Genomic DNA, 24,599 nt, shown 5'->3' on the forward strand with positions numbered 1-24,599 from the left:
TTGCAAAATCACTCTACAGTATTTCAACGGCTTTATGGAGTGCGTGGATAAACCGGTCCACATCTTGTAAGTTGTTGTATATCCCAAATGAAATGCGTACCGTCCCCTGCAAGCCAAAGGCCTCCATGAGTGGGTGTGCACAGTGATGACCCGCTCGCACCGCAATGCCTTGTTGATCCAGTAAGGTGGCAACATCTTGATGATGCACGCCTTGTAAAATAAAACTGATAATGCTGGATTGGGGTTGGTAGCCAATAACCTTGATATCCTCTATCTCACAGAGCGCCGCATAGGTTTTGCTCTGTAACTCATGCAGATGTTGTAACACCGCTGCCTTAGGAAAAGATTGATACCATTCAATCGCACAGGCGAGCGCTAATGCGCCGGCAACATTGGGTGTTCCTGCTTCAAATTTTCCCGGTAGACCCGCATAAGTGGTACCAGAAAAGGAGACTTTATCCACCATCTTTCCGCCTCCATGCCAAGGCGGCATCGAGTTTAATAAGTCGGTTTTTCCATACAATACTCCAATCCCAGTAGGGGCGTAGAGTTTATGGCCGGAGAAAACATAGAAATCGGCATCAAGTTCAGCGACATTCACCTTCTCATGCACAATACCTTGCGCCCCATCAACCACCACAATGGCTCCAATATGATGGGCCGCTTCAATCACTGACTCTATTGGATTGCGAGCTCCGGTTACGTTAGTCACATGAGCCAGTGAGATGATTTTACATTGCGGCGTGAGTTGTTGATAAAAAACGTTTAAATCAAATTCCCCTTGCTCAGTCATTGGAATTTTGACGACTTTTGCTCCCGTTTGCTGAGCAACCATTTGCCAAGGCACGATATTGGCGTGATGCTCCGTTTCACAAAGCAGTATTTCGTCACCCGGAAGTAAAATATTGCGGGCATAACTTTGGGCAATCAAGTTGAGTGCTTCAGTAGCGCCTCGTGTCCAAATGATATTGCGGCTCTGTTCTGCCCCGATAAACTGCGCAACACAGTGTCGTGCGGCTTCGAACTGTGAGGTGGCTTGAGCTGTTAAGGCGTGGCTCCCACGATGGACATTAGCATTGTGCGTTGAATAATAATGGCTAAGAGTATCAATCACGCATTGCGGTTTTTGAGTGGTGGCTGCGCTGTCTAAATAAACCAGCGGTGCTTGATTGATCTGCTGTGTTAGTGCGGGAAATTGCGCACGGATGGCGGTGATATCTAACATAGGAAATTATTCTTCACCTAATTTTTCATAGTGCAGTTGAGGGAGGGGAACTAAAGGAAGAGCGACCTGCTTTGCAAAGGTTTTCCCCGATAGCTGAGCAATAATTTCTATCGCAAATTCGAGTGCGCTTCCCGGCCCTTGGCTAGTCAGTAAGTTATGGTTAACATCAAAGGTGACTCGACGGTTACGCCAGCGATCTTGAGGAATATGACTTTGAAAACTGGGGTAAGCTGTCATGATGGCCCTAGGGTATAATTGATGGTGCTCTAACACGATAGCCGGAGAGGCACAAATGGCGGCGACTAATCGACCATCGTATTTTTGCTGTCTGAGAATTTCGACTAACAAGGTACTATCACGAAAGATTTCCGCTCCCTTTACCCCGCCCGGAAGAACGACAGCTGAAAACTCTTCATCGGCCACATCAACCAGTTTGCACTGGGCTGTCAGTATGATCCCCCGAGAGCCCATCACACTTAACTGGCCTGAAAAATCCGCACTGGCGACAATCACGTCATAATCGGCACGAACCAAAATATCGATGATGGTGACCGCTTCCAACTCTTCCGTTCCGGGAGCGATCGGGACCAATATGCGTTTTTTCATTGAGATATCCAACGTTGTTGTAGCGAGTGAATGTGCTGATAAAGCTCCAGATTTGTGGGAATGGATAACCCATGCTGCTGAGCTTTTTTCACCAGATAACCAGTGATAAAGTCTATCTCGGTTTGGCGTTGATGAACAACATCTTGCTGCATTGACGAGTGATTTTTTGCGGTGGCAGTGATGACTTGATAAATGGACTCTGTTAATGCTGCTTTATCACACGGTATGCTTTCCGCCTGCATAACACTGACTAGCTCATGGATAATCTGTTCGATAATAGAATAATACTGAGGCTGCGCCAGAGCCCCGTTGTTACATTGATGAATCGCTGTCAGCGGGTTAATAACACAATTGATCGCCAGTTTATGCCACAGCGCATGAGTTATCTCGGGATTCCAACTTACCGTAGGTAAGGCGTGATTAAAAACTTCGGTGAGAAATTCGCACTGTTTGCCTTGGGTATTGTAGGCACCAAGTTGTGTCATTCCCTTTCCTGTGTGCATAACATGGTGGGGGGAGGTTTTTTGAGCACCATGTGTTGTGGTCGCCAATACGATGGGATGATGGTTAATCTCTGTTGTGAGTGAATCTAGTGCGCCCATACCATTGTGCATAAAGATTAATATGGTTTCTGGTGCCAAATGGGGAAGTACCGGCGGCAAAGCTTGAGCCACTTGCCAAGCTTTTACCGTGATCAATAAAACATCAGCGTGACGGAGTGTCGAAAGTTGATTATAAGCATAAGAGATAGCTGGGCGATTATCTTGAGATATAGACCAATGCTCGAGGCTTTGCGTTCCCCACAACGCTACCTGATGACCACTATGATGTAATTGATAGGCCCATAAACTGCCAATGGCCCCTGGCCCAAGTATGACGATATTCATGATTCTCTTTTATTCCTTTCATTATTATTCCGATAATACCGAGTTGTCATAAATTCCCAACCTATTGCTGATAAATCATGGTCGAGTTGTGTAACCGTGAATATCTATTTTGTGTCACAGAAGTTAAATGTTTTTTCCTTTAGATTACATAAACTCTGTGATTTTTATCTAAATAAGGAAATGCAGTTATGCGATTTAACCGTGTTCTACTCGCCAGTAGTATTGCGTTTGCGCTATTGGGGTGTAGCCAAAGCCCTTCTCCATCAACAGACAATAGCGTATTTGAGCTAACCATTGCCCATATTAACGATACCCATTCTAGCTTTGATCCGGTACGTTCCAGTTTTTACATCAATAAGCAGCGTGTGTATAACGAATTTGGCGGACATCCGCGTATTCTCACTAAAGCCAATGAATATCGAGCAGAAGCGGAGAAAGAAAATCAAAGCTTGCTGTTTTTGCATGGCGGAGATGCTTGGCAGGGAAGTGCTTATTTTAAAATCAATGAAGGGGCAATGAATGCCGATATTCTCAGTCAAATGGGGATTGATGCGATGGCATTGGGGAATCACGAATTTGATTTAAATAACCAAAAACTGAATGCCTTTTTAGATCAGATTAATTTCCCAGTTTTAGCGGCGAATATTGATGCCAGTTTAGATAAAGATTTAAAAGATCAAACCAATTTAAAACCTTATGTGATTTACGCTTTTGATGGTTTTAGTAAACAACGAGTTGATGATGCGGAGTCTCTTCCTAAAGATAAACCGTTAGTGGCTGTATTGGGTATTGCCCTCGATGATATGCCTAACATTGCCCCTAATACGGGAGACTTACAATTTTTTGATATGGTCACCTCTGCGCAGGCGGCTGTGGATGAACTTCAGGCCCTTGGGATAAAGAATATTATTGCTGTCACTCATATCGGGAATGCGATTGATCTGGATCTTGCCAGCAAAGTGAACGGTATCGATCTGATTGTGGGGGGGCACTCACATACATTATTAGGCGATTTTACCAATTTGGGGCTGAGCAATAATGGTATCTATGCGCAGTTGGTTACGAATCCGAATGGAACAAGTAAGACCTGTGTTGTGCAAGCAGGAGAATTTGCTCAAGCCATTGGTAAAACTAAAGTGAGCTTTGATGCTCAAGGTGAATTGGTCTCTTGCGCGGGTCATAATACATTACTGAGTAATGATGAGTTCTATCATCAAGCTAACCGCCAAAGCGAAAGTGCGTTTAGTGAGAGTGAAAAAAGTAAAGCGATTCGTTTTATCGAACGTCAACGTAATATCGCCATTGCTGCTGAAGAAGCACAACTGCGCCGCCATATTGATTCAAAATACAAACCCTCAGTAGAGAAAGCTTATGGTGACGTGATAGCGAATGTGCCGCAAGAAATTCGCCATGCTCGCCGTCCTGGAGATAATCATTCAGATCAACACGGCTCTCAGGTCGCGCCGGTTGTTGCTTTAGGGCAGTATTACTGGGCAGCGAGTGATGAAGTCGTTCAAGTGACGGGGATGAAAGTGGATTTTGCTTTGACGGGAGCGGGCGGTATTCGCACCAATATCAGTGAAGGTGAATATCGAGAAGGAGATGTAACGCTTGAAATGCTACCTTTTTCTAATTTCATGTCGGTTGTTCCGGTTAAGGGGAAGGTAATTAAAGCGCTGATCACTAAAACCGTGACAGAGACACTTCCCCCCAGTGCACATGCAGGGAAGTTTCCTTATGGAGGAAACTTGCGTTATGTCTTTGATGAAACGGTGGCTCATCAGCAAGGTCAGTTAACCTTGATTGAAGTGAATAGCGGCTCGCTTGATAATCCTAATTGGACGCCATTGCAGGATGATCGAATCTATAATGTTGCGATGAATAGCTACAATGCAACCGGTAATGATGGTTGGACGCCTTTGTTTGAAGCACAAAAAATAGAGACCAGTCGGGTGGATTTAGCTTATGTAGATGGAGCGTTAACCGCATTTCCAGTCAGCCATATTGAAGAGGTGGATGGACGTTATCAAGTTCGTTACCAATCTCAACCACTTAACTGCAAGGCTGAGCATGTGTTGTGTAATACCGATGCCCGTGCGGTGGTCAAATACATTGCTGAGCAGCAACCCATACTACAAGCGCTTGATTACCCAGTTGTCACGCTTAATCGAGTAAAATAGTCAGTGTTCAGTCACATTGATTGAATTTATCAACGGTCTTTTGTGGGAAATAAAGACCGTTTTTATTGACACAGATAAAGAAAAGGTGAAGTTGATACTTCACCTTAATTTTAAACAATGACGCTCAATTAGAATTTATAAGTCACGGCTAGGTAGTGTCCGAAACCAGTGGTTTTACCTGCCCATCCGCCGTCTTTTAAGCCATAAACATCTTTATAACCTTTAAGGCCATAGCCGACCGCAAAGCGATCTGAATGCCAGTACAAGCCATTAAACATTGCACCGCCATGAGAACTGTTGAGTTCTTTGTTGTCATCATCCATACCAAATTGGTAATCAATATAACCTTGGTAAGAGATAAATGAGCCATTCTCAAAGAAGTAGAAAGGTTTAAACCAGTTGGTAGCAAAATGGAAACCATTCCAATCTTTGTTACTGCCTTCGTAAGTGGCGTATAAGTTCACCCCAACTTTACCAAACCAAGGCACCATCACATCGGAGCCTAAACCAATTTTTTGGTTGTTAACACCATTACTGCCACCATCCCATTCGATCAGTGAAGCAATATACAGCTCTTGTACTGGGCCAAAAGAGAGGTCTTTACCCGTTAAAGCATCTAAAGACATACGAGGTGCAAATTTCATAAAGATTTTATCTTTACCGTATTTATCACTGCTCTTGTCACTGGTGAGGTTAAAAATGTCGACATAGCCATACAGATCAAAAATTCCAGAGCGACCACCAAACTCCATTTCTAGATAATCATGGTCAGATTTACCTGGGAGTTCATTGAATGCTCCCATTAGGTTGAACTGTAGCCACTTATAATCATTTTTGTGGATATCACCATCGGAGTAGTCTGCTGCCATAACAGGAGCGGTAGTTGCAGCCATGAGGCCAAGAGCTAAAAGTGATTTACGCATAGGAGTCTCTCAATATATGGGTTTCAAGAATGAGCTTTTTTCGTGCTACATGCTGTAGTGTGAATTTTATCTCTTTATTGGTGAATTTTAGTTGATTATTTTACTTTTGTTGCTTTTATTTGTGACTTTGATCTGGTTTTTGTTGTGTTGGGTATTTTAACTTGATGGGGTGAGAGTAGAACCTTGTATTAAACAAGGTGAGTATATTTGTGTTGTTTTTTTATAGGGTGATTAAACAATATAAATGTTGTATTGAAAAAATGTGATTTGAGTATTTTTTGCTATTTAAATTTTAATTTTCTTATGAGATGAATTGAATAAATATTTTTGTCTTACACTATTTTATTGAGTTTTTATTCTCTATCTTTCTATAAAATAGATCTCTCTTTATTTATTTTTCATAGTGGTTGCCTTTTTCTTTTCAGAAAGTTTTCTATTTATTTTCCTTTCTTTTTTTCTAAGCCTTAATTAAATCAAAAGCAAACGTTTGCTGTTTTTCTTTTATTTTTTGATAGTGAGACTTAAGTCAAGATATAAAGAAAATAACGTGGGTTTTGAACTTTTGTTAATTTGTCTAATGTATTGTTTTGTATTGGATTTATTTGTGTGGTTTTGGTTTTGTGGATTTCTGTTGACGATTTATGTGAGTTTTGATCACAAAAAAGAAATATTTGTGAGGTTAGAATTACATTCCACTGTGATGGGATACTCATTTTTAGAACTGAACTCTATAGCAAGGAAAATGGCATGCGAGTAATAAACTCTCGAAAATCAGTGCTTCCTTTAGCGCTGTCCGCTGTATTTTTAGCTTTACCAATCACGAGTCAAGCGGCTCGGATTTATACTGCCGAAAATGGCGACTACATGGATGTATTTGGTGAAGTTGGTGTTGGTGGTTATTTCGGAACAAAAGCTAAATATAAACAATACCACTCTGATGATTCATATATTGATGACACATTTGCGACTTTTGGTTCAAAGGGGCGTGTTGGTATTTTTGATTATCGTATTGAATTGGATTATGAGCGAGAAAATTGGCGTGGTGGTTCCGGGGATATGGAGCTTCATATTGATAAAGCTTGGTTAGGATATCGTATTAATCAATATCATTATTTAGAGTTTGGTCTCACTGATACGGCATTTGATGATTATGATGCTTATGGTGATTTGACCTTTGATACTGGTGCTGAAACTGGTGAAGCGGGTGACCAAGATAAAACAATCAAATATGAAGGGAATTATCAAAACTTTGCCGTAGGTCTTTCTTATAGTTACAAAGGTAAATCTTCATCTGGTCAAGCTCAAGGTAATATCACGAATGGATATGTGGGCTACTTTGGTGATGAATTTTCTATGGTACTGGGTGCTGAGCGTCGTAATGGTTCGGCAGGGGAGTCGAAATACGGTTTGTTTAAACTGTACGGCGTTGGGCTACGTTATGCGATCACTGATCAGCTCTTACTGGGGCTTAATGGCTTTATTGAATATGAAGAAATCGGTGAGTGTACCACTACATCCGATCCTTGGGTCGATCCGGCGATTAAAGTTTGTAATCGCTATCAAGAATTTAAAAACCAAGGTGGACTTGTTTCGTTTCAATATAGCTTCAATGAACGTTGGGATTTAGTGGGTTCAGCAAACTATGAAGCTTATAAAGACTGGGACAGGGGAAGTCAGCAATGGGGAGGGGATGATGCTTTATGGGAAGCCATGGGACGTAGCCGAACTTTCCATACCATCGGGGTACGTTATAAACCCAGCCGTTCTTCCGTCATCGAGATTGAAGGCAATATTGGTGAGGCATATCAAGATGCGTACGCTAAAGCAACCGTCTTTTTCTAACCCGCTCAGTGAAGGATTATACTTATGAAACATAAAATTTCTCTACTCGCACTAGCGGTGAGTGGTTCATTAGCTGCCCCTGCTATTGCTGATATTAACGATATTGTGATTGCGCGTTATTTAATGGGAATGAGTAATAATAAAGCTATTGAAATTACCAATGTTGGCTCTGAAGCGCATACTTTTGAAGATACCGCCTTGTATATGGATGGTTTTTCTGGCAGTGGCGCGGATTCATTCCAAGGCATCAATATGCTTAATGGGGTAACTTTGGGAGCAGGACAATCTATTGTTATCCATCATGGTTCTCTTTCCGATACAATAAAATCTGAAATTCCCGCTGGTGTACAAACTAAAGTCGCTGGATTTGTGTTTAATGGTGATGATGCGATTTTTATCGCCCATCCCGTTATTAATCCCGGTTGTTCTGATGAGACCGTCTGTTACGTTGATGGTGATGATGCTAGAGAGGCTATTCGAGCCAATACTCATGATATTGTTGGCGCTAAGACGGTTTCGGGTAACACCACTGGTTGGGGATATCGGAAAACATGGGTGCGTAATACTGGTGAGTTATCACAGCCCAGCTCTTCCTTTATTGCGGCTGATTGGGTTGAATATTCAGTAGATTCTCCAGCAGGCTTAGGGACTGGGTTATCTGGTGCTCCGGTTGAACCAGTACCGGAAACCGGAGTGTGTAGTGATGCGCCTAGTTCCATCGTGAAAAAAGCCATTTATGAAATTCAAGGGAATGGCTGGAACTCTCCATTGGTGGATGTGGAAAATAATAAATACTACAGTGACGATGAATATCTAGTCGAAGGTGTAGTGGTTGCTACTACAACAGGTCTAACCAAAGGCTATTATATTCAAGATCAACATGGTGATGGCGATCCAGAAACGTCAGATGGTCTGTTCGTCTATTTTCCTTCAGGAGTTGACACCAACTTAGTTGGGCAAACGTTGTGTTTCCGTGGAAAAGTACAAGAGTACTATAATTCCACACAATTAAATCCTACCGAAAATAAATGGGAAATCACGAACTCTACGCCAGTTCAAATCACCCCAACTCCATTAACTATGATTGATAGTGATGAAGGTTCATTTCGTAAATTGCTTGAGCGTCATGAAGGGATGTTGGTGACGCTTCCTGAAGATATTGATACTTCACGAGAAGGCAAGCAAGACATGAGAGTGACTCGAACGTTCAGCTTTGACTATTCCTCTTATCGTAGCAATCTCGTTTTATCTTATGAGAAAACCAACTTGCATCCGAACCAACTTGCCCCAGCAGGTTCTGATTCATCGAAAGCTGCGATCATCGATAACCAAGATCGTCGCTTATATGTTGAAAGTGATGCAAAAGCCGCCGATGGTGTCATTCCCTATTTCCCAGCTTGGACTGATAATCCGACCAGTAATTATATTCGTGTGGATGACAGTGTCGTAGGTATGCAAGGTGTTATTAATTACAGTTATGATGAATATCGTTTAATACCTACAGCTGATGTGACTAAAGCAAACTTTAAAGCCAACAGTGGTCGTCAAACTTCTCCTGTGATTGATTCAACAGTGAGTTCTGATGAGTTTGTATTACGAGTCGCCTCTAAGAATGTTCTTAACTTCTTTAACTCTCCGTTCAAGGGGGATCATAACCCACATGGATTGAATCGTGGTGCAGAGAGCCAAGTCGAATTTGAGTTGCAAAAAGCCAAATTAGTCAAAGCATTATATGGTATGAATGCCGATGTAATTGGCTTAATGGAGGTTGAGAATAATGGGTTTGGTCACTATGGAGCAATTAAAGAATTAGTAGAGGCGCTTAACCAAGAATATACCGAAGAACGTTATTCTAAACGAACGGATGCTCGTTACGTTGGCAACCGTTATACCTTTGTGGCGTATGATTCGAACGGCGATAAACTGATTACTTCTGAAGATACTATTGGCTCTGATGCGATTACCACTGGTCTTATTTACCGACCAAGTAAAGTCACATTGGAAGAAGTGGATATTATTCCAATGCCTCGACAAGAAGCACCAGCGATTACTGATGAAAATGGCAATGTATTAACCAACAGTAAAGGAGAGTTAATTGGGAGTGGTCGTGCTTATCAACGTGATGCATTAACGGGAACTTTTTTAGTGCATAACACAGGGAAAAAGTTAACCATCTCCGTTAACCATCTTAAATCTAAAGGCTCAGCTTGTTGGGAAGATTTCCAAAATCGAGACTCAAGCAATAACCCGATAGATGAAGATCAGCAAGGTAACTGCGAGAACTTCCGTGTTGCAGGGGCCGTTCAATTAGGTGAACAATTAGCTAAACGTTATCCAGATAATGATCGTATCATTATGGGGGACTTAAACTCGTATGCTAAAGAAGATCCAATGCTCGTTTTGACCAGCAATCCGACAAATAAAGTATTGACGGCGGCTCGTGATACTTGGATTGGTAATCAACCTCAATTTGGTTCTAATGGTGCTGTGATTACTCGTTCTTTTGGGTATACCAATGCGGTACACATGATGGATGAGAAGAAAGGTCGCCAGCCAAGCTGGAGTTACTCTTACAACGATGAAATTGGCTCGTTAGATCATATGTTAGTCAGTTCTGGTCTTAAAGGGCGAGTTGTTGATGCGGTTGACTGGCATATCAATAGCTCAGAAACGCCACTGTTTGATTATGCTAAGACAAATGCAGGTACTAACCCAGGTAAGTTCCATAGCACGGATAAAGACTACTCTAACCCAGTAGTAACGGCTTTCCGTTCATCAGATCATGATCCTGTGTTAATGAATCTAGCTTATAAGTACGCAGAGCAAGGGAGTGAACGGATTCGCTTTACTATAGATAGTAGCCGTATTGATATTCCTTTTGTTATTAATCAGGCAGCTCAAAAAGGTGATAAAGCTTATCTTGTCGTGACTAATGGACTGAAATCTAATGATAATCCACAGATTCCAGTGGTCGATATTAAAGCTGATGGAGCACAAACCGTTTCATTTAATATTGCGAATTTACCTAAAGGTGAGTATACCGTACGTATGTATCTTATGCGTGAAAACACAGAACAAGATGCGGTTGCTGCCAAAATGAGTGAGTCGCAAGTGACTTGGTCTGAAGTCTCTGGTTCGAGTAAAGAGCTCTCTATCGTGGTTGCTAATAAGGATGATGTTGGCGTCGGGAAAGTGACGGTTCCTAGTTATGACGGCTCTGGATCGGGTGGTTCGTTAGGCGGTTTTGGTCTTTTGTCTTTACTGACATTCGGTTGGCTACGCCGTTCTCGCCGTACAAACTAATTCAAGCATAATATCGTATGGAAGCCGCTCTTTGATAGAGCGGTTTTTTTTCGTTTATTTGGCAGAGTAACGTTCTGCCCTTTGGTTTTGTTTATTCTCACTATATGATGCTTCTATTCTTCGTATTCCAGTAAACACTTATGTCTCAGCCTGTTGATAAAAAAACCTTTTTAAGTATTTTTGCTACGGTCTTTCTGCCGATGTTTTTGGCGGCGGTGGATCAAACGCTGCTAGCGACGGCAACCCCTTCAATGGTGAACGATTTAGGTGATATGCAGCTTTCCTCATGGATTGCGGTGGGTTATATGCTGGCGGGGGCCGCATCGGTTCCCATTTACGGCTGGCTGGGTGATCAATATGGTCGCAAGAAAATGCTGACGATAGCTTTAATTCTCTTTGGCGTGGGGTCGGTGGTCTGCGCGCTTGCTGGTAATATGCAATGGCTAGTGGCCGGGAGAATTATTCAAGGGCTGGGCAGTGGCGGTTTAATGAGCCTATCACAAGCCTTAATTGGTGAATTGGTTCCTCCACGTCAACGAGCGCGTTTCCAAGGTTACTTTTCTTCTTTATTTGCTTTAGCCAGTATTGGCGGACCCGTCATGGGGGGCGTGATTGTCACTTATTTAACGTGGCATTGGTTATTTTGGATTAATTTACCTTTGATTGGCATTGCGATTTATCGCTTATCGAAACTGGCTTCAACAGTAAAGAAAACCCAGAAAACCCAGATCGATTTTTTCGGGTTAATCCTATTTCCGAGTTTGATGACGGTGATTATTTATTGGTTGTCTGCGGGAGGGCACTATTTCGCATGGGGCTCTTTGCTTAGTCTGACCTTACTCGGGCTGTTTTTCGGATTGCTACTAATGTTTGTATGGCAGCAACGATGGGTTAAGTATTCATTTTTACCTTTGGCACTTTTAGCGCGTAAAGAAATTTATATTCCACTGATTTCCACCTTTTTATTTGCTTCTTGTTTATTTGCTTTGGTGTTTTTCTTGCCGATTTTTTTACAAGTGGGATTAGGGGTGAATGCGGCGAGATCGGGGTTATTATTAATTCCACTTTCCGCTGGAATTATCACGGGCTCTTACGTGACTGGGAAAACGATAGCCAAGACGGGCGTACCGAAATGGCTACCTGTGGTTGGGATGTCGATCAGTTGTCTGAGTTTTCTTTTGCTGGCGGTGACAACCCCCTCTCCCTATTGGGTGAGTGGACTCGCGTGTTGTTGTGGCCTAGGGTTAGGAACGGTAATGCCTTCGACTCAAGTACTGATTCAGACCATCGCAGGAAGAGAAAGTCTAGGGCGAATTACCTCAATGGCTGCTCTGTCTCGTTCTTTGGGAGCCTCGGTGGGAACTGCGGTATTTGGCAGTTTGATTTACTCACAAATTCCCGGTTTTAATGCACAAAGCTCGTTGGAGGCATTATTGGATACCCCGCAAGCGGTGATTATTCACGCTTTTCAAACTGGGTATTTATTGGCTTCTGGTTTGGCATTTTTATGTGTAGTGAATGCGCTGCGTGCACCGCACATTCAATTGGATGATTATAGTTAGCTGGATGAAATAAACCCCAGAGTGTTATCTCTGGGGCTTTAATTAAGCAAGACCTTGAATCACGACGAACTTTTCTAATAGCTGTTCTTCGGTTTCAATATGCTTAGGGTCGGTAATGATACAATTTGTGATAGGACAAACCGACTGACACGTCGGCTTGTCGTAATGCCCTTTGCATTCTGTGCATAAATCGGGATTGATCTCATAGATATCTTTCCCCATTGAAATCGCATCGTTTGGGCATTCAGGTTCACACATGTCACAGTTGGTGCATTTCGCTGTGATCAATAGCGCCATAATTATTTACCTGTTGGATTACGCGTATCTTGACCTACATTCAAGTTGCGCATCAGCAGGGCATAATCCAAGTTAAGATCTTCTGGCATAGGAATAAATACGAAGTGACCGTTGCCTTTTGCATCATTAATGATTTCAGATTTACGGTTTTCCATGGTTTCAAGCGTAAAGACGATATTTCCTTTCGGCGTCATCAATTCTAGGCTATCACCCACGCAGAATTTGTTCTTAACTTCCACTTCAACCAAATGACCACGGCGCTTTCCAGTAAATTCACCGACAAACTGCTGGCTGTCTGAGACGGAATAACCATAGTCATAATTTTGGTACGTATCATGGGTATGGCGACGTAAGAAACCTTCGGTATAACCGCGGTGCGCTAAGCTTTCAAGCGTCCCCATTAAACTTTCGTCAAACGGCTTGCCGGCTACCGCGTCATCAATCGCTTTGCGATACACTTGCGCAGTACGGGCACAGTAGTAGAACGACTTCGTACGGCCTTCAATTTTTAAAGAATGCACACCCATTTGAGTTAAGCGTTCGACGTGTTGTACCGCACGTAAGTCTTTTGAGTTCATGATATAAGTACCATGTTCATCTTCATATGCGGCCATTTTTTCATCTGGGCGATGGCTTTCTGAAAGCAGAACGACGTCATCGATTGGTTTACCTAACCCAATGGTATTGTCTGGGCGTTCACTCTGTACTTCAATAGGCTGAGCGGCCATTGGGTCGAATTGTTCAACAATTTGCCCAGTTTCATCTTCTTTGCCCTGCTCCACTTTATATTCCCAACGGCAAGCGTTGGTACAAGTGCCTTGGTTCGGATCTCGTTTATTGATGTAACCTGAAAGGAGACAGCGGCCAGAATAGGCCATGCATAACGCGCCATGTACAAAAACCTCAAGTTCCATTTCTGGACATTTCTCACGAATCTCTTCAATTTCTTCTAAAGAGAGTTCACGAGATAGAATCACTCGTTCAACACCTTGAGTTGACCAAAATTTCACGGTTGCCCAGTTAACGGCATTGGCTTGTACCGAGAGGTGGATGGCCATCTCAGGGAAGGCTTCTCTTACCATCATGATAAGGCCTGGATCAGACATAATTAATGCATCTGGGCCCATATCAATGACAGGTTTTAAGTCGCGGATAAAGGTTTTTAATTTAGAGTTGTGTGGCTGAATATTGCACACCACATAGAATTTCTTACCTAGAGCATGCGCTTCGTTAATACCGATTTGCAGATTCTCATGGTTAAATTCATTATTACGTACACGTAAGCTGTAACGAGGTTGACCGGCGTAGACGGCGTCTGCACCGTACGCAAATGCGTAACGCATATTTTTTAGGCTGCCCGCTGGTGACAACAGTTCTGGAACGAAAGGGGATTTTTTACTCATCATTTGCTTCTCAATCTGATCTCAAGTCAGGCCAATACCACCTGATGGTATTGGAAAAGGCGCAAATTTTACGCTAAAAAGAACAGCCTGACTATAGCTGGCTTATTAAAGCCGCGATGAGGAAGGGGAGCGTTATCAGAAAAGTCAGGCTCTTAGAAGTAAGAGCCTGTAGTAAAATTAAGCAGCAGCGTGAGGAAGCCCGCCGAGAACTTCAAATAAATTGGGAAGGAATACTGAAAACTCACCACACATGAGTGAGAAATCGGCATCAAAGCGAGCGGCTTGATCTTCTCTGGGGATATCTTCATTTTGATCTTTAAGCTCATCACTGAAGGCTAAGCGTTTTAAGCTACAGTCGTCCGCCAGAATAAAGCGAATTCTATCTTGCCAGTTGATAGCAAGCTTAGTGACCACTTTGTTGGCTTCAATATGGCTGAGGATCTCATCACTCGAGAGCTCTTGCTTCTTACAACGAATGGTCGCACCATCATCAAGAATGGATTTCAGCTCAGCTTCATCCAGTAAGTTAAAGCCCTGTGGCAAGTTGCCTTCTTTAACCCACTGCGTCAGTGTGGTTTCCACCGCGACTTCAGGAATCGCCGGCACCACGGGTAAGCTCCCCATCGTTTTACGCAGTAGCGCCAGCACATCTTCCGCTTTTTTATAACTGCTGGCATCGACTAAGATCAGCCCTGCTTTTGGCATAATCAAAACATAGGTGTAGTGGCTACGGCTAAACGCTCTTGGTAGAAGATCAATGACAATATCTTCTTTTAAATTTTCTTTTTCTTTTTTCTTGAGTGGGCGACCTTCTTCGGCCTCCATAATCTCAACTTTGGCGCTTAACGACTCTTTGATCACGGAAGCGGGTAACATTTTTTCTTCTTTTTTCGCACAGATCAGAATGCGATCTTCACTCACGTGGGTCATCATGTCGCCATGTTTACCGAGTGCATGTACCCAACCAAACTTTTGTTTATCTTGGCTTGAGCAGGGGGTAAAACGAAACTCGGCCAGTTGCTGTTCCAGTTGATCGGCGTTGAACTGGATATCACGATTCACGCGATAAACCATACAGTTTTTAAACCACATATTACCCTTCTTTCTCTTATTCAAAATCCCGTCATAATAGGGGATTTTCGCTGTAAAGTCTTACCTGCCTATAAAAAATTCCGAGATGATTCGTTTCGCGTCACACAGAGTAGGATTCATGAAGCTTATATTAAAATTTGTTTGCAATAGTCACAAAAGTGTCATAAACATTTCCCATAATGCATAGCGTTGATTAATAACAAAGGTTATTTAATTATGTCTAGAAGGATTCTGGTTGTTGAAGATGAAGCACCGATTCGTGAAATGCTGTGCTTTGTTCTTGAACAAAAAGGCTATCAGGCGGTAGAAGCGGAAGATTACGATACGGCCGTCGCCAAATTAGCTGAACCGTTTCCAGACCTTGTGCTGCTTGACTGGATGTTACCGGGTGGCAGTGGTATTAACTTTATTAAACACATGAAGCGAGAAGAGTTGACCCGCAACATTCCGGTGGTGATGTTGACCGCTCGTGGTGAAGAAGAAGATAAAGTTCGTGGTTTGGAAGTGGGGGCGGATGATTACATCACCAAACCTTTCTCGCCAAAAGAACTGGTGGCTCGGTTGAAAGCGGTGATTCGTCGTGTTACCCCAACCGCATTGGAAGATGTGATTGATGTGCAAGGGCTTAAGTTAGATCCCGTCTCCCATCGTGTGACGGCTAATGATGAGCCGCTTGATATGGGGCCGACGGAATTTAAGATGCTACACTTTTTTATGACGCATCAAGAGCGAGTCTACAGCCGTGAGCAGTTGCTGAATAATATCTGGGGCACCAATGTTTACGTGGAAGATAGAACGGTGGATGTGCATATTCGACGTTTACGCAAAGCTTTGGAAGACGCTGGGCATGATAAACTGATTCAAACGGTACGTGGCGCAGGTTATCGTTTTTCAACAAAAGCTTAATAAGATCAACGATGGAGTATTATGGTTGAGCGATTGACTTGGAAGAAGCTGGCTTGGGAGCTGGCTTTTTTTTATCTACCTTGGGTGGTTGTGGGGTGGTTTTTGGGTTATATGCCTTGGCTGCTGCTGGCCGCAACGGTATTACAACTGGTTTGGCATTTGCACAACCAAGTGCGTTTTTCTGCTTGGCTATGGGATGAGAAGCGCTTAACTCCGCCATCGGGTTCTGGAAATTGGGAATCGCTGTTTAATGGCATTTACCGTTTACAGCAACGTCAGCGCAAAAAACGCAAAGAACTCACCAATTTGATCCGTCGTTTTCGCAATGGAGCTGAATCGTTACCCGATGCTGTGGTTGTTTTTCGTTCGGAAGGCAATATTGTTTGGTGTAACCGTTTAGCTCAGTATTTGCTGGGTTTTCGGTGGCCTGATGATTCAGGCCAACCTATAACTAATTTGATTCGTACGCCTGACTTTATTAAGTATTTGAAAAAGGATGATTTTTCTGAACCTCTTACCATGCGTTCTCCCCTCAATGTGGAGCGTTCTCTTGAATTGAGGATTGTGCCTTATACCGAGGGTGAGCATCTGATGGTGGTACGTGATGTGACTCAGTTAAAGCAGCTAGAAGGAATGCGTCGTAATTTTTTTGCCAACGTATCCCATGAATTACGCACCCCAATGACGGTATTACAGGGGTATTTAGAAATGACGGAAGACCCGGATTTACTCATTGGGCCTATGTGGCCAAAAGCCCATGGCGTGATGACCGAACAGTTGAACCGAATGTCGAGTTTGGTGAACCAATTACTCACTTTATCGAAAATAGAAGCCTCTCCCATTCATGAATTAGATGAAGTGGTTGATGTACCGGCTATGTTACAAGTGTTGGAAAAAGAAGCGGTGAGCTTAAGTGGAGAGCATGCCCATAAGATTCACTTTGTGGTAGACAAGCAGTTGAAAGTTTTGGCGGATGAAGATCAGCTACGCAGTGCTATTTCTAACCTTGTGTATAATGCGGTGAAATATACCCCACCGGGCGCGGAGATCAACGTTCGTTGGTTTCAAACCCCACAAGGGGCTTGTCTGGAAGTGCAAGACACGGGTGAAGGAATTGAACCTCAACATCTACACCGCCTAACTGAACGTTTTTATCGAGTCGATAAAGCGCGTTCTCGTGATACCGGAGGCAGTGGTTTAGGGTTAGCGATTGTGAAACATGCGCTGTCTCATCATGATTCACATCTGGATATTCACAGTGAAGTTGGGGTGGGTAGCCGTTTTTCTTTTGTTTTACCGAAACGTTTGGTTGTGCGATGAAATTCAGTCGGTTACTGATATTAAGTTTTTTTAGTCTACAAGCGAGTCTTGGCTATGGGCAGACGTTAGCGAACTACCAGAAAACAAGCGGTATCGCTGGCAGTTTGCTGTCGGTGGGGTCTGATACTTTGGCTGGAATGATGACGCTATGGGTGGAAGAATTTAATCGGTTATACCCGAATGTGAATGCACAAGTACAAGCTTCAGGATCCTCTACCGCACCACCGGCATTGACGGAAGGCACAGCACAATTTGGCCCAATGAGCCGGCCGATGCGAAATCGAGAAATGGAAGCGTTTGAGCGAACTTATGGATACAAGCCGACAGAGTTACGGGTTGCCATTGATGCGATTGGTCTGTTTGTTCATCGTGATAATCCAATAGAAGGGCTCAACTTTACTCAGCTTGACAGCATTTTTTCCAGCACGTTACGTTGTGGTGCGAGTCAATCGGTAGAAAATTGGTCACAGCTAGGGCTCTCTTTTCCTTGGGCCAAACGACGCATGCAGCTATTTGGGCGTAATTCAGTGTCAGGAACTTATGGTTACTTTAAGCAACATGCCTTATGCAGTGGCGATTTTAAAGCGAATGTGAATGAGCAACCGGGCTCGGCATCCGTGGTACAGGCGGTGGCTTCTTCTATCAATACGCTTGGCTATTCAGGAGTAGGATATCGTGTGTCTGGGGTGAGGTTAATTCCCATCGCTCGGCAGGGAAGTGACTATGTTTATCCCACTCACGACAACATTTTATCAGGGCGTTACCCGTTATCGCGTTACCTGTACGTGTACATTAATAAGCATCCTTCACACCCCTTAACCCCTGTTGAGCGAGAATTTATTCGTTTTATTTTCTCACAGCAAGGGCAAGCATTAGTTAGCAAAGATGGTTATTTACCCATTTCTGCTGAACTGGCCGAGCAAGAATTGATCAAAGTCGGCATTCAGTAATACCGACTTTGATTCTTTAAAATGTCAGTGTCCAGCCGACATTTTGCCAATATTCTTGCTCAGCGAGAAGATCCGCATGCAGCAGTTTATTGTTTTCTAACCAATGTGTTTCTAAGCAGAGTAACTGCCATTCATCATCGTGAGCGATTAAGCGCAGTTCAGGTAACGGTTCGTCATTTCGCTGACCATTAAGCACAATGGCTAAGCGTAAAATGCGAATTAAGCCGATAAGGTGTTTTTTCTTAAACAAACTAAACTCGCTCATTTCCCCTAATTTGAGCGCTTTTCGCTGAAAGCGAGCGAGCGTAGCAAGCACACGTTGCTGTTCACTGTTAAATCCAGGCATATTGGTGTGCTGTAAGATGTAAGCCGAGTGGCGATGAAACGCTTGTAAGTTGATGCTTAACCCTACCTCATGCAGTAAGGCGGCCCATTCCAACAGAGAAAAGAGTTCATTGTTAGCCTTTAAGCCTAAACTTTCGCTGACTTGAGCAAGAAATTCTTTGGCATAGCCTTTCACTTTAGCGGCATGTTCTAAATCCACCAGATGTTTGCTGGCAAGGTGTTCTGCTGTACGAAGCCGAATATCGGTGTATTTAAAGCGATCTTCCATCTCATACAGTAAACCTTCCCGTAATGCGCCATCAGAAAAGTGCATCTCTTTAATTTTTAGGGCGCTAAAGATAGCGGATAAGATAGCGACTCCGGCTGCAAAGACTGGTTTTCTGTCTTCAGTCAGCCCTTCCAATTGAATCTCATCAATACAGTCCCACTCACACAGTTTTTCCGTCAGTTTACATAAGCGTTCTTGGGTGATAAGCCCATTGTCTTCACCTAATCCGACCAAGACTTCATTGATGGCTTTGACGGTTCCCGATGAGCCAAACGCCATTTGCCAGCCTTTTTTTCGGTACTTGCTGGCAATGGATTCCAATTTTTGTTCTGCGGCTAGAATCGCTTGAGCAAATTTTTTCTTGGAAAGTTTTCCATTGGCAAAAAAACGCTCGGTATAGCTGACACACCCCATTTGTTTGCTATTAACCAGTTCAGCTTCAAAGCCTTGTCCTATCACAATTTCAGTACTGCCGCCGCCAATATCGACCACTAACATTGAATCGGCTTGGGGCTGGGTATGAGCGACCCCAAGATAAATTAAGCGAGCTTCTTCACTGCCGGGGATGATTTCGATAGGGAATGGAATAACATCACGAGCACGTTGTAAAAAAAGGTGCGCGTTATTGGCTTGACGAAGTGTATGCGTTGCAGCAATGCGTACATTATCAGAAGTAAAGCCTTGTAGGCGTTCAGCAAACATGGCTAAACACTCAAGCCCTCGCTCCATGGCGGCATGGTCTAAGTTTTTTTGCTCATCAAGGCCTGCCGCTAAACGAACCCGCTGCTTATGTCGGCTGATCAGTTGCAAGTCTTGTTCGACGACTTTAGCGACCACCATATGAAAACTATTTGAGCCAAGATCAATCGCAGCGATTTCACGGCTGACTGCTGCTTCGTGGGAATGACCGTTATCGTGTTGCGTTGTGTTCATGATGATCCAGTTGCCCTTTGCTTTTTCGTGTTTCTCTTTCTATCTGTTTAAGATAGTCATAAATCGCTAACTGTGACCGTATTTTCTTACGATTTCCTCGTTTGATATAGCGGTTGCTCATTTCTTTATCGACGACTCGTGCTTTTACCGTATCAGTAAATTGGATATTGATGATATCGATAATTCGCTGTTTTAAGCGAGCATCTCGAACCGGAGCGGTGACTTCTATCCTGTGGTCGATATTACGTGTCATCCAATCGGCTGATGAAATATAGACTAATGGATCGCCATCATTGTGGGTAATAAGCACGCGAGGGTGCTCTAAGAAGCGATCAACAATACTGATGATGGAAATATTATCACTCACTCCAGCCACTCCGGGGACTAACGAGCACATTCCCCGAATGATCATTTTAATTTTAACGCCAGAACTGCTGGCTCCATACAGTTTATTAATGAGCCCTTTGTCTACCAAGTTATTAACTTTAATGATGATTTCACTTTTTTTCCCCTGTTTAGCATTAGCGATTTCGGCATCAATTAATCGATACAATTGTGTTCGGCTATTGCGTGGGGAGACTAATAGGTGATTAAACTTGACGGGTCGAAAGGGATTTTCAATATAACCAAATACATTGCGGACTTCGCTGGTGAGTTCTTTATCTGCGGTGAGTAGGGAAAAGTCAGTATAAATGCGTGCGGTTTTCTCATGGAAGTTTCCGGTTCCAATATGAGCATAGCGCACAAGTTCTCTCTCCTCTCGGCGGGTAATGAGTAGCAACTTGGCATGAATTTTCATCCCTGGGACACCAAAGATTACGTTAACGCCGGCCTCTGTGAGTACGCGAGACCACTCAATATTGGCTTCTTCATCAAATCGAGCCTGTAATTCGACCACGACCACTACACGTTTTCCATTATGTACGGCATCAATCAGTGAATTCATTAATCGTGAGTCTTTTGCGACTCGGTAAATATTAATTTTTATGCTGATGACCTTTGGGTCAAAGGAGGCTTGTCTTACGAGCTCAGTAATGTGTTCAAAGCTATGGTAAGGGTAGTGCAGCAGGATATCTTGTGCGCGAATGGCATCAAACGCATTGGGATACCCGTCGAAGTCAGCACATTTTAGTGGGGGTAACGGGCGATTTTCCAGATAGTCACGTCCGACGTTAGGAAAGGTGATAAAGTCTTTAAAATTATGGTAACGCCCTCCGGGCAGCAGGCTGTCATAATGAGAGATTTTCAGTTTATCACACAAGAAATTGAGCATGGCTGGTGGCATTTCTCGTTCATAAACAAAGCGTACGGGCATGGCGGTTAAGCGTTGGCTTAACCCTTCCGAAAGTTGTTCTAACAGGCTGTACTCTACTTCTCGACTTAAATCGTATTCCGCATCTCGCGTCATTTTCATCGCATAGCCGCTGAGCGTGTCATAGTCAAAAAAACCACGAAAAATGTCATCTAGGCAGTGACGAATAATATTATCTAATAAAATAATGGTTTTTCGTCCTTTGCCTTTTTGCTCGGGTACCATAACGAAACGGGGAAGGTGATCGGTGGGGATCTCTATTAATGCGTAGCTAGAGTGTTCGCCCTGTTTAAGATCGACGGCAATATAAGCATACTCATCTTTCAGAAATTGCAGAACATCGATATCGTCCCGCATCAATAAAGGCGTGATATGCGGTAAAACCTCTTTATGAAAATATTTACTGATCCACTTTTGTTGTACGCTATCGAGCTGAGTTTCATTAACAAGAAAAATTCGTCGCCGTGCCATTTCGAGAATGATGTCATTATAAAGGTTGTCAAAGTTTTGATTGAGTTTAAAGGCTTTGTTTTGCATGCGTGTTAGCAGATGCTTTGAGGTGTCTTTCACCCCTTGTTCACGGTTAATTAAAATGCGCCTTTTAACATCGGAGAAGCGAACTTTATAAAACTCATCTAAGTTATTGGAAAAGATGCCTAAAAATCGAATTCTTTCAACTAAGGGAACGCTTTTGTCTGCCGCTTCTTGTAAAACGCGCTCATTAAACGATAGCCAACTTAATTCTTTATCAATATACAACTTTTCCGTACTCATTCTTTTTTGCCCTTCTACTACGATTAATGACGGTTGTTTTATGCAAACTAGGCAAGTTATGTGACACATTTATTGCAAAAAACGTTAGTATGCAGAGTTGTTTTCTTTTCAGTTGGTTATTGTGATCTGTAATATAATCGTCACGTATTTGAAATAGAATTATCTGTTAACAGCAAAATTTCTGATACTCACTCTCATTGAACCCCTAGGCGTTCACCAAGGTGTATGAACTTTGGTGTTTAGCCCGTGAAATAAAAGGATAGATGACATTCATGGCTTACGTCGAATTCTCATTACAAGAACGCGATCGTAAACGGTTGATTAAAGACCGTATGATTCGTTTTGCTGTAACGTGTGGTGGGGTAAGTGTTTTAGGGGCGTTGATCTTAATTTTTGTCTATCTGGCTTTAGTCGCGTTGCCTTTGTTTGGCGATGCTCAATTACATTCCAAGTTTGCTCAGCAAGCGTTACCTGAGGTTGAACCGAAAATTTTAGCCATTGATGATTACGGTGAGCATCTCTTCGTGGTAACCAAGCAGGGAGATATTCAGTTTTGGCCCGTTAATCAACCGGAGGCTTTCCCAATTTGGTCGCAATCATTACCTTTTACTCCCACATGGCTGGTTAAAGGAAACCCTCAAGACGGATGGTTCTTGGCGATCAACCGCCAACATCAAGCGACCGTTCTTCGCCCTATTTTTGACCATACCATTGGAAAAGAAGGGCGAGTTTTTTCCCCGAAACTTGAGCGCTGGCCGCTCTCTGAAAACATAACGATTGCCCCGGTTGAACAGAATATTCATTTATTAAGCTTTGCCGTTACCCAAACCAATCTCTATTTCGCCAGTTATTTAGATGATGGACGAGTCGTGATTCGTTGGGTATCGAAAGGCTCCAATCGAGTCGAAGAGAGTGTTCTGGCTCAGCGTTACGCTCAGCTTGATCAGCTTTTAATGACGCCAGATGGTAAAACGCTCTATTTGCGACAAGGGGAACGGCTGTCGGTTGTCCAGCAAGATGGGAAAGGCTATCTATTGCGTGAAGACGTGGATTTAAGCCAAGGTCATGCTGCACTAAGTGTCTCAGAAATAACACTGTTATCAGGTGCTTACTCTTTGCTGGTCACTTATGATAATGGGCAAGTGAGTCAATGGTTTGATGTACTGGAAAAAGGGCAGCGATCATTTACCGCTATTCGCCACTTCCGTTTGGCTCCCCACATTCAGTTATTACTGCCAGATACCCATCGTAAAGGTTTTTATACTTTTTATCCTAATGGGACAGTGCAGAGCCATTATACGACGAGTGAAAAGCTGGTGTTGTTTGAGCGGGTATTAGCGCAGGCTCCTAGCATGGCGGTAATGTCGGATAATGAACGTTATCTGGCGATGTTGAGCCAAGGGATCGTTAACATTGCTGAAGTGAATAATCCTCATCCAGAGGTTTCATTGAGTTCACTATGGCGTAAGGTTTGGTATGAAAGCTATCCTGAGCCGCAGTTTGTTTGGCAATCCACCTCGGCGGATAATGATTTTGAAGCTAAGTTCAGTATAGTGCCGATTGCCTTTGGGACGTTAAAAGCGGCTTTTTATGCGATGTTTTTTGCGGTTCCTATTGCGGTCTTAGCGGCAATTTATACGGCTTATTTTATGGCCCCTTCCATGCGTCGAGTGGTAAAGCCCACCATTGAGTTGATGGAAGCATTACCTACCGTCATTATTGGTTTTTTAGCGGGGCTATGGTTGGCTCCTATCGTTGAGAGCCACCTGACTTCGGTAGTGGTATTGTTAATTGGATTACCCTTATCAACCATTGTGTTTGGGGTGATCTGGTCTTGGTTACCCAAGCGCATGGTGGGTCGTGGCGTTGTTAAATGGCACGCCTTGGTTTTAATCCCGTTACTACTGGGGATTATGGTTGTGACTCTCTCTTACAGCCGTGAATTGGAACAGATCTTTTTTGCTGGTGATATTTTGCTTTATTTACAAGAGCGAGGTATCGGCTTTGATCAGCGCAATGCATTGGTGGTTGGCATGGCGATGGGGTTTGCTGTTATTCCTACTATTTTCACGATTGCCGAAGATGCGATTTTCTCTGTTCCTAAGCATTTATCGGATGGGTCATTAGCATTGGGAGCCACGGCTTGGCAAACGTTACTTCGAGTCGTTTTATTGACGGCAAGCCCAGGCATATTTTCCGCCGTGATGATGGGCCTTGGAAGAGCGGTGGGTGAGACGATGATCGTTTTGATGGCGACAGGAAATACCCCTATTTTAGATTGGAATATATTGGAAGGTATGCGCACTTTATCGGCCAATATTGCCGTTGAATTGCCTGAATCGGAGGTTGCTAGTTCTCACTACCGAATATTATTCTTGTCGGCGTTATTACTCTTCCTGTTTACCTTTGTGGTTAACTCATTAGCCGAATGGGTACGTCAGCGTTTACGTACTCGATATCGTTCATTGTGA

17 protein-coding genes are annotated in these 24,599 nt (G+C 43.2%); 8 read left to right on the forward strand and 9 right to left on the reverse strand.

What is annotated here, in order from left to right; genetic code table 11:
- Window positions 1-13: 13 nt before the first annotated feature.
- From csdA to panE, 3 genes are read right to left on the reverse strand one after another with little or no spacing between them, the layout of a single operon-like run.
- On the reverse strand, window positions 14-1,225 hold the full coding sequence (gene csdA / locus B5D54_RS06155; protein WP_078925652.1) for a cysteine desulfurase CsdA: 1,212 nt from the start codon (window positions 1,223-1,225) through the stop codon (window positions 14-16).
- 6 nt (window positions 1,226-1,231) lie between these two features.
- A complete protein-coding gene (locus tag B5D54_RS06160; protein WP_078925653.1) occupies window positions 1,232-1,831 on the reverse strand; it encodes a DJ-1 family glyoxalase III in 600 nt (199 codons plus the stop codon).
- Complete coding sequence (panE, locus tag B5D54_RS06165; RefSeq protein WP_078925654.1) at window positions 1,828-2,718, reverse strand: 2-dehydropantoate 2-reductase; 891 nt, start codon at window positions 2,716-2,718, stop codon at window positions 1,828-1,830. Before panE ends, B5D54_RS06160 begins: the two co-directional genes overlap by 4 nt.
- 188 nt (window positions 2,719-2,906) lie before the next feature.
- Here panE and B5D54_RS06170 point away from each other — a divergent pair, with 188 nt between their 5' ends.
- Window positions 2,907-4,898, forward strand: coding sequence for a bifunctional metallophosphatase/5'-nucleotidase (locus B5D54_RS06170; protein ID WP_078925655.1), 1,992 nt, complete (start codon window positions 2,907-2,909; stop codon window positions 4,896-4,898).
- Between the two features lie 128 nt (window positions 4,899-5,026).
- Here B5D54_RS06170 and B5D54_RS06175 read toward each other — a convergent pair whose 3' ends face one another.
- Window positions 5,027-5,821 (reverse strand): nucleoside-specific channel-forming Tsx family protein, encoded by a 795-nt coding sequence (locus tag B5D54_RS06175; RefSeq protein ID WP_078925656.1) that lies wholly within the window; start codon window positions 5,819-5,821, stop codon window positions 5,027-5,029.
- Between the two features lie 747 nt (window positions 5,822-6,568).
- Here B5D54_RS06175 and B5D54_RS06180 point away from each other — a divergent pair.
- The 3 genes from B5D54_RS06180 to B5D54_RS06190 all read left to right on the forward strand — a co-directional run bounded on the left by B5D54_RS06180 (window position 6,569) and on the right by B5D54_RS06190 (window position 12,528).
- Complete coding sequence (locus B5D54_RS06180) at window positions 6,569-7,663, forward strand: hypothetical protein (RefSeq protein WP_078925657.1); 1,095 nt, start codon at window positions 6,569-6,571, stop codon at window positions 7,661-7,663.
- Window positions 7,664-7,687: 24 nt separating this feature from the next.
- Window positions 7,688-10,966: an ExeM/NucH family extracellular endonuclease gene (locus B5D54_RS06185; RefSeq protein WP_078925658.1), complete on the forward strand. Its 3,279-nt coding sequence runs from the start codon at window positions 7,688-7,690 to the stop codon at window positions 10,964-10,966.
- A gap of 140 nt (window positions 10,967-11,106) precedes the next feature.
- Window positions 11,107-12,528 (forward strand): MDR family MFS transporter, encoded by a 1,422-nt coding sequence (locus B5D54_RS06190; protein ID WP_078925659.1) that lies wholly within the window; start codon window positions 11,107-11,109, stop codon window positions 12,526-12,528.
- A gap of 42 nt (window positions 12,529-12,570) precedes the next feature.
- On the opposite strand, the gene B5D54_RS06195 is transcribed toward B5D54_RS06190, so the two are convergent.
- The 3 genes from B5D54_RS06195 to rdgC form a co-directional block, all read right to left on the reverse strand.
- Window positions 12,571-12,825 (reverse strand): YfhL family 4Fe-4S dicluster ferredoxin, encoded by a 255-nt coding sequence (locus B5D54_RS06195; RefSeq protein ID WP_078925660.1) that lies wholly within the window; start codon window positions 12,823-12,825, stop codon window positions 12,571-12,573.
- A gap of 2 nt (window positions 12,826-12,827) precedes the next feature.
- The gene (gene trhP, locus B5D54_RS06200) at window positions 12,828-14,228 is read right to left on the reverse strand and encodes a prephenate-dependent tRNA uridine(34) hydroxylase TrhP (RefSeq protein WP_078925765.1); all 1,401 of its coding nucleotides are present in this window, start codon (window positions 14,226-14,228) and stop codon (window positions 12,828-12,830) included.
- 177 nt (window positions 14,229-14,405) lie between these two features.
- On the reverse strand, window positions 14,406-15,320 hold the full coding sequence (gene rdgC, locus B5D54_RS06205) for a recombination-associated protein RdgC (RefSeq protein WP_078925661.1): 915 nt from the start codon (window positions 15,318-15,320) through the stop codon (window positions 14,406-14,408).
- 216 nt (window positions 15,321-15,536) lie between these two features.
- Here rdgC and phoB point away from each other — a divergent pair, with 216 nt between their 5' ends.
- From phoB to B5D54_RS06220, 3 genes are read left to right on the forward strand one after another with little or no spacing between them, the layout of a single operon-like run.
- A complete protein-coding gene (gene phoB / locus B5D54_RS06210; RefSeq protein WP_078925662.1) occupies window positions 15,537-16,226 on the forward strand; it encodes a phosphate regulon transcriptional regulator PhoB in 690 nt (229 codons plus the stop codon).
- Between the two features lie 21 nt (window positions 16,227-16,247).
- Window positions 16,248-17,546 (forward strand): phosphate regulon sensor histidine kinase PhoR, encoded by a 1,299-nt coding sequence (phoR, locus tag B5D54_RS06215; RefSeq protein ID WP_078925663.1) that lies wholly within the window; start codon window positions 16,248-16,250, stop codon window positions 17,544-17,546.
- Complete coding sequence (locus B5D54_RS06220; RefSeq protein ID WP_078925664.1) at window positions 17,543-18,496, forward strand: PstS family phosphate ABC transporter substrate-binding protein; 954 nt, start codon at window positions 17,543-17,545, stop codon at window positions 18,494-18,496. Before phoR ends, B5D54_RS06220 begins: the two co-directional genes overlap by 4 nt.
- Window positions 18,497-18,512: 16 nt before the next feature.
- Here B5D54_RS06220 and ppx read toward each other — a convergent pair whose 3' ends face one another.
- A complete protein-coding gene (gene ppx, locus B5D54_RS06225; RefSeq protein WP_078925665.1) occupies window positions 18,513-20,042 on the reverse strand; it encodes an exopolyphosphatase in 1,530 nt (509 codons plus the stop codon).
- Complete coding sequence (ppk1, locus tag B5D54_RS06230; RefSeq protein WP_078925666.1) at window positions 20,020-22,128, reverse strand: polyphosphate kinase 1; 2,109 nt, start codon at window positions 22,126-22,128, stop codon at window positions 20,020-20,022. The genes ppx and ppk1 overlap by 23 nt, the downstream gene beginning before the upstream one ends.
- A gap of 272 nt (window positions 22,129-22,400) precedes the next feature.
- Here ppk1 and B5D54_RS06235 point away from each other — a divergent pair, with 272 nt between their 5' ends.
- On the forward strand, window positions 22,401-24,599 hold the full coding sequence (locus tag B5D54_RS06235; protein ID WP_078925667.1) for an ABC transporter permease subunit: 2,199 nt from the start codon (window positions 22,401-22,403) through the stop codon (window positions 24,597-24,599).

Origin of the sequence: Vibrio cincinnatiensis DSM 19608 (assembly GCF_900167345.1) — a bacterium.
Lineage (GTDB): Bacteria > Pseudomonadota > Gammaproteobacteria > Enterobacterales > Vibrionaceae > Vibrio > Vibrio cincinnatiensis.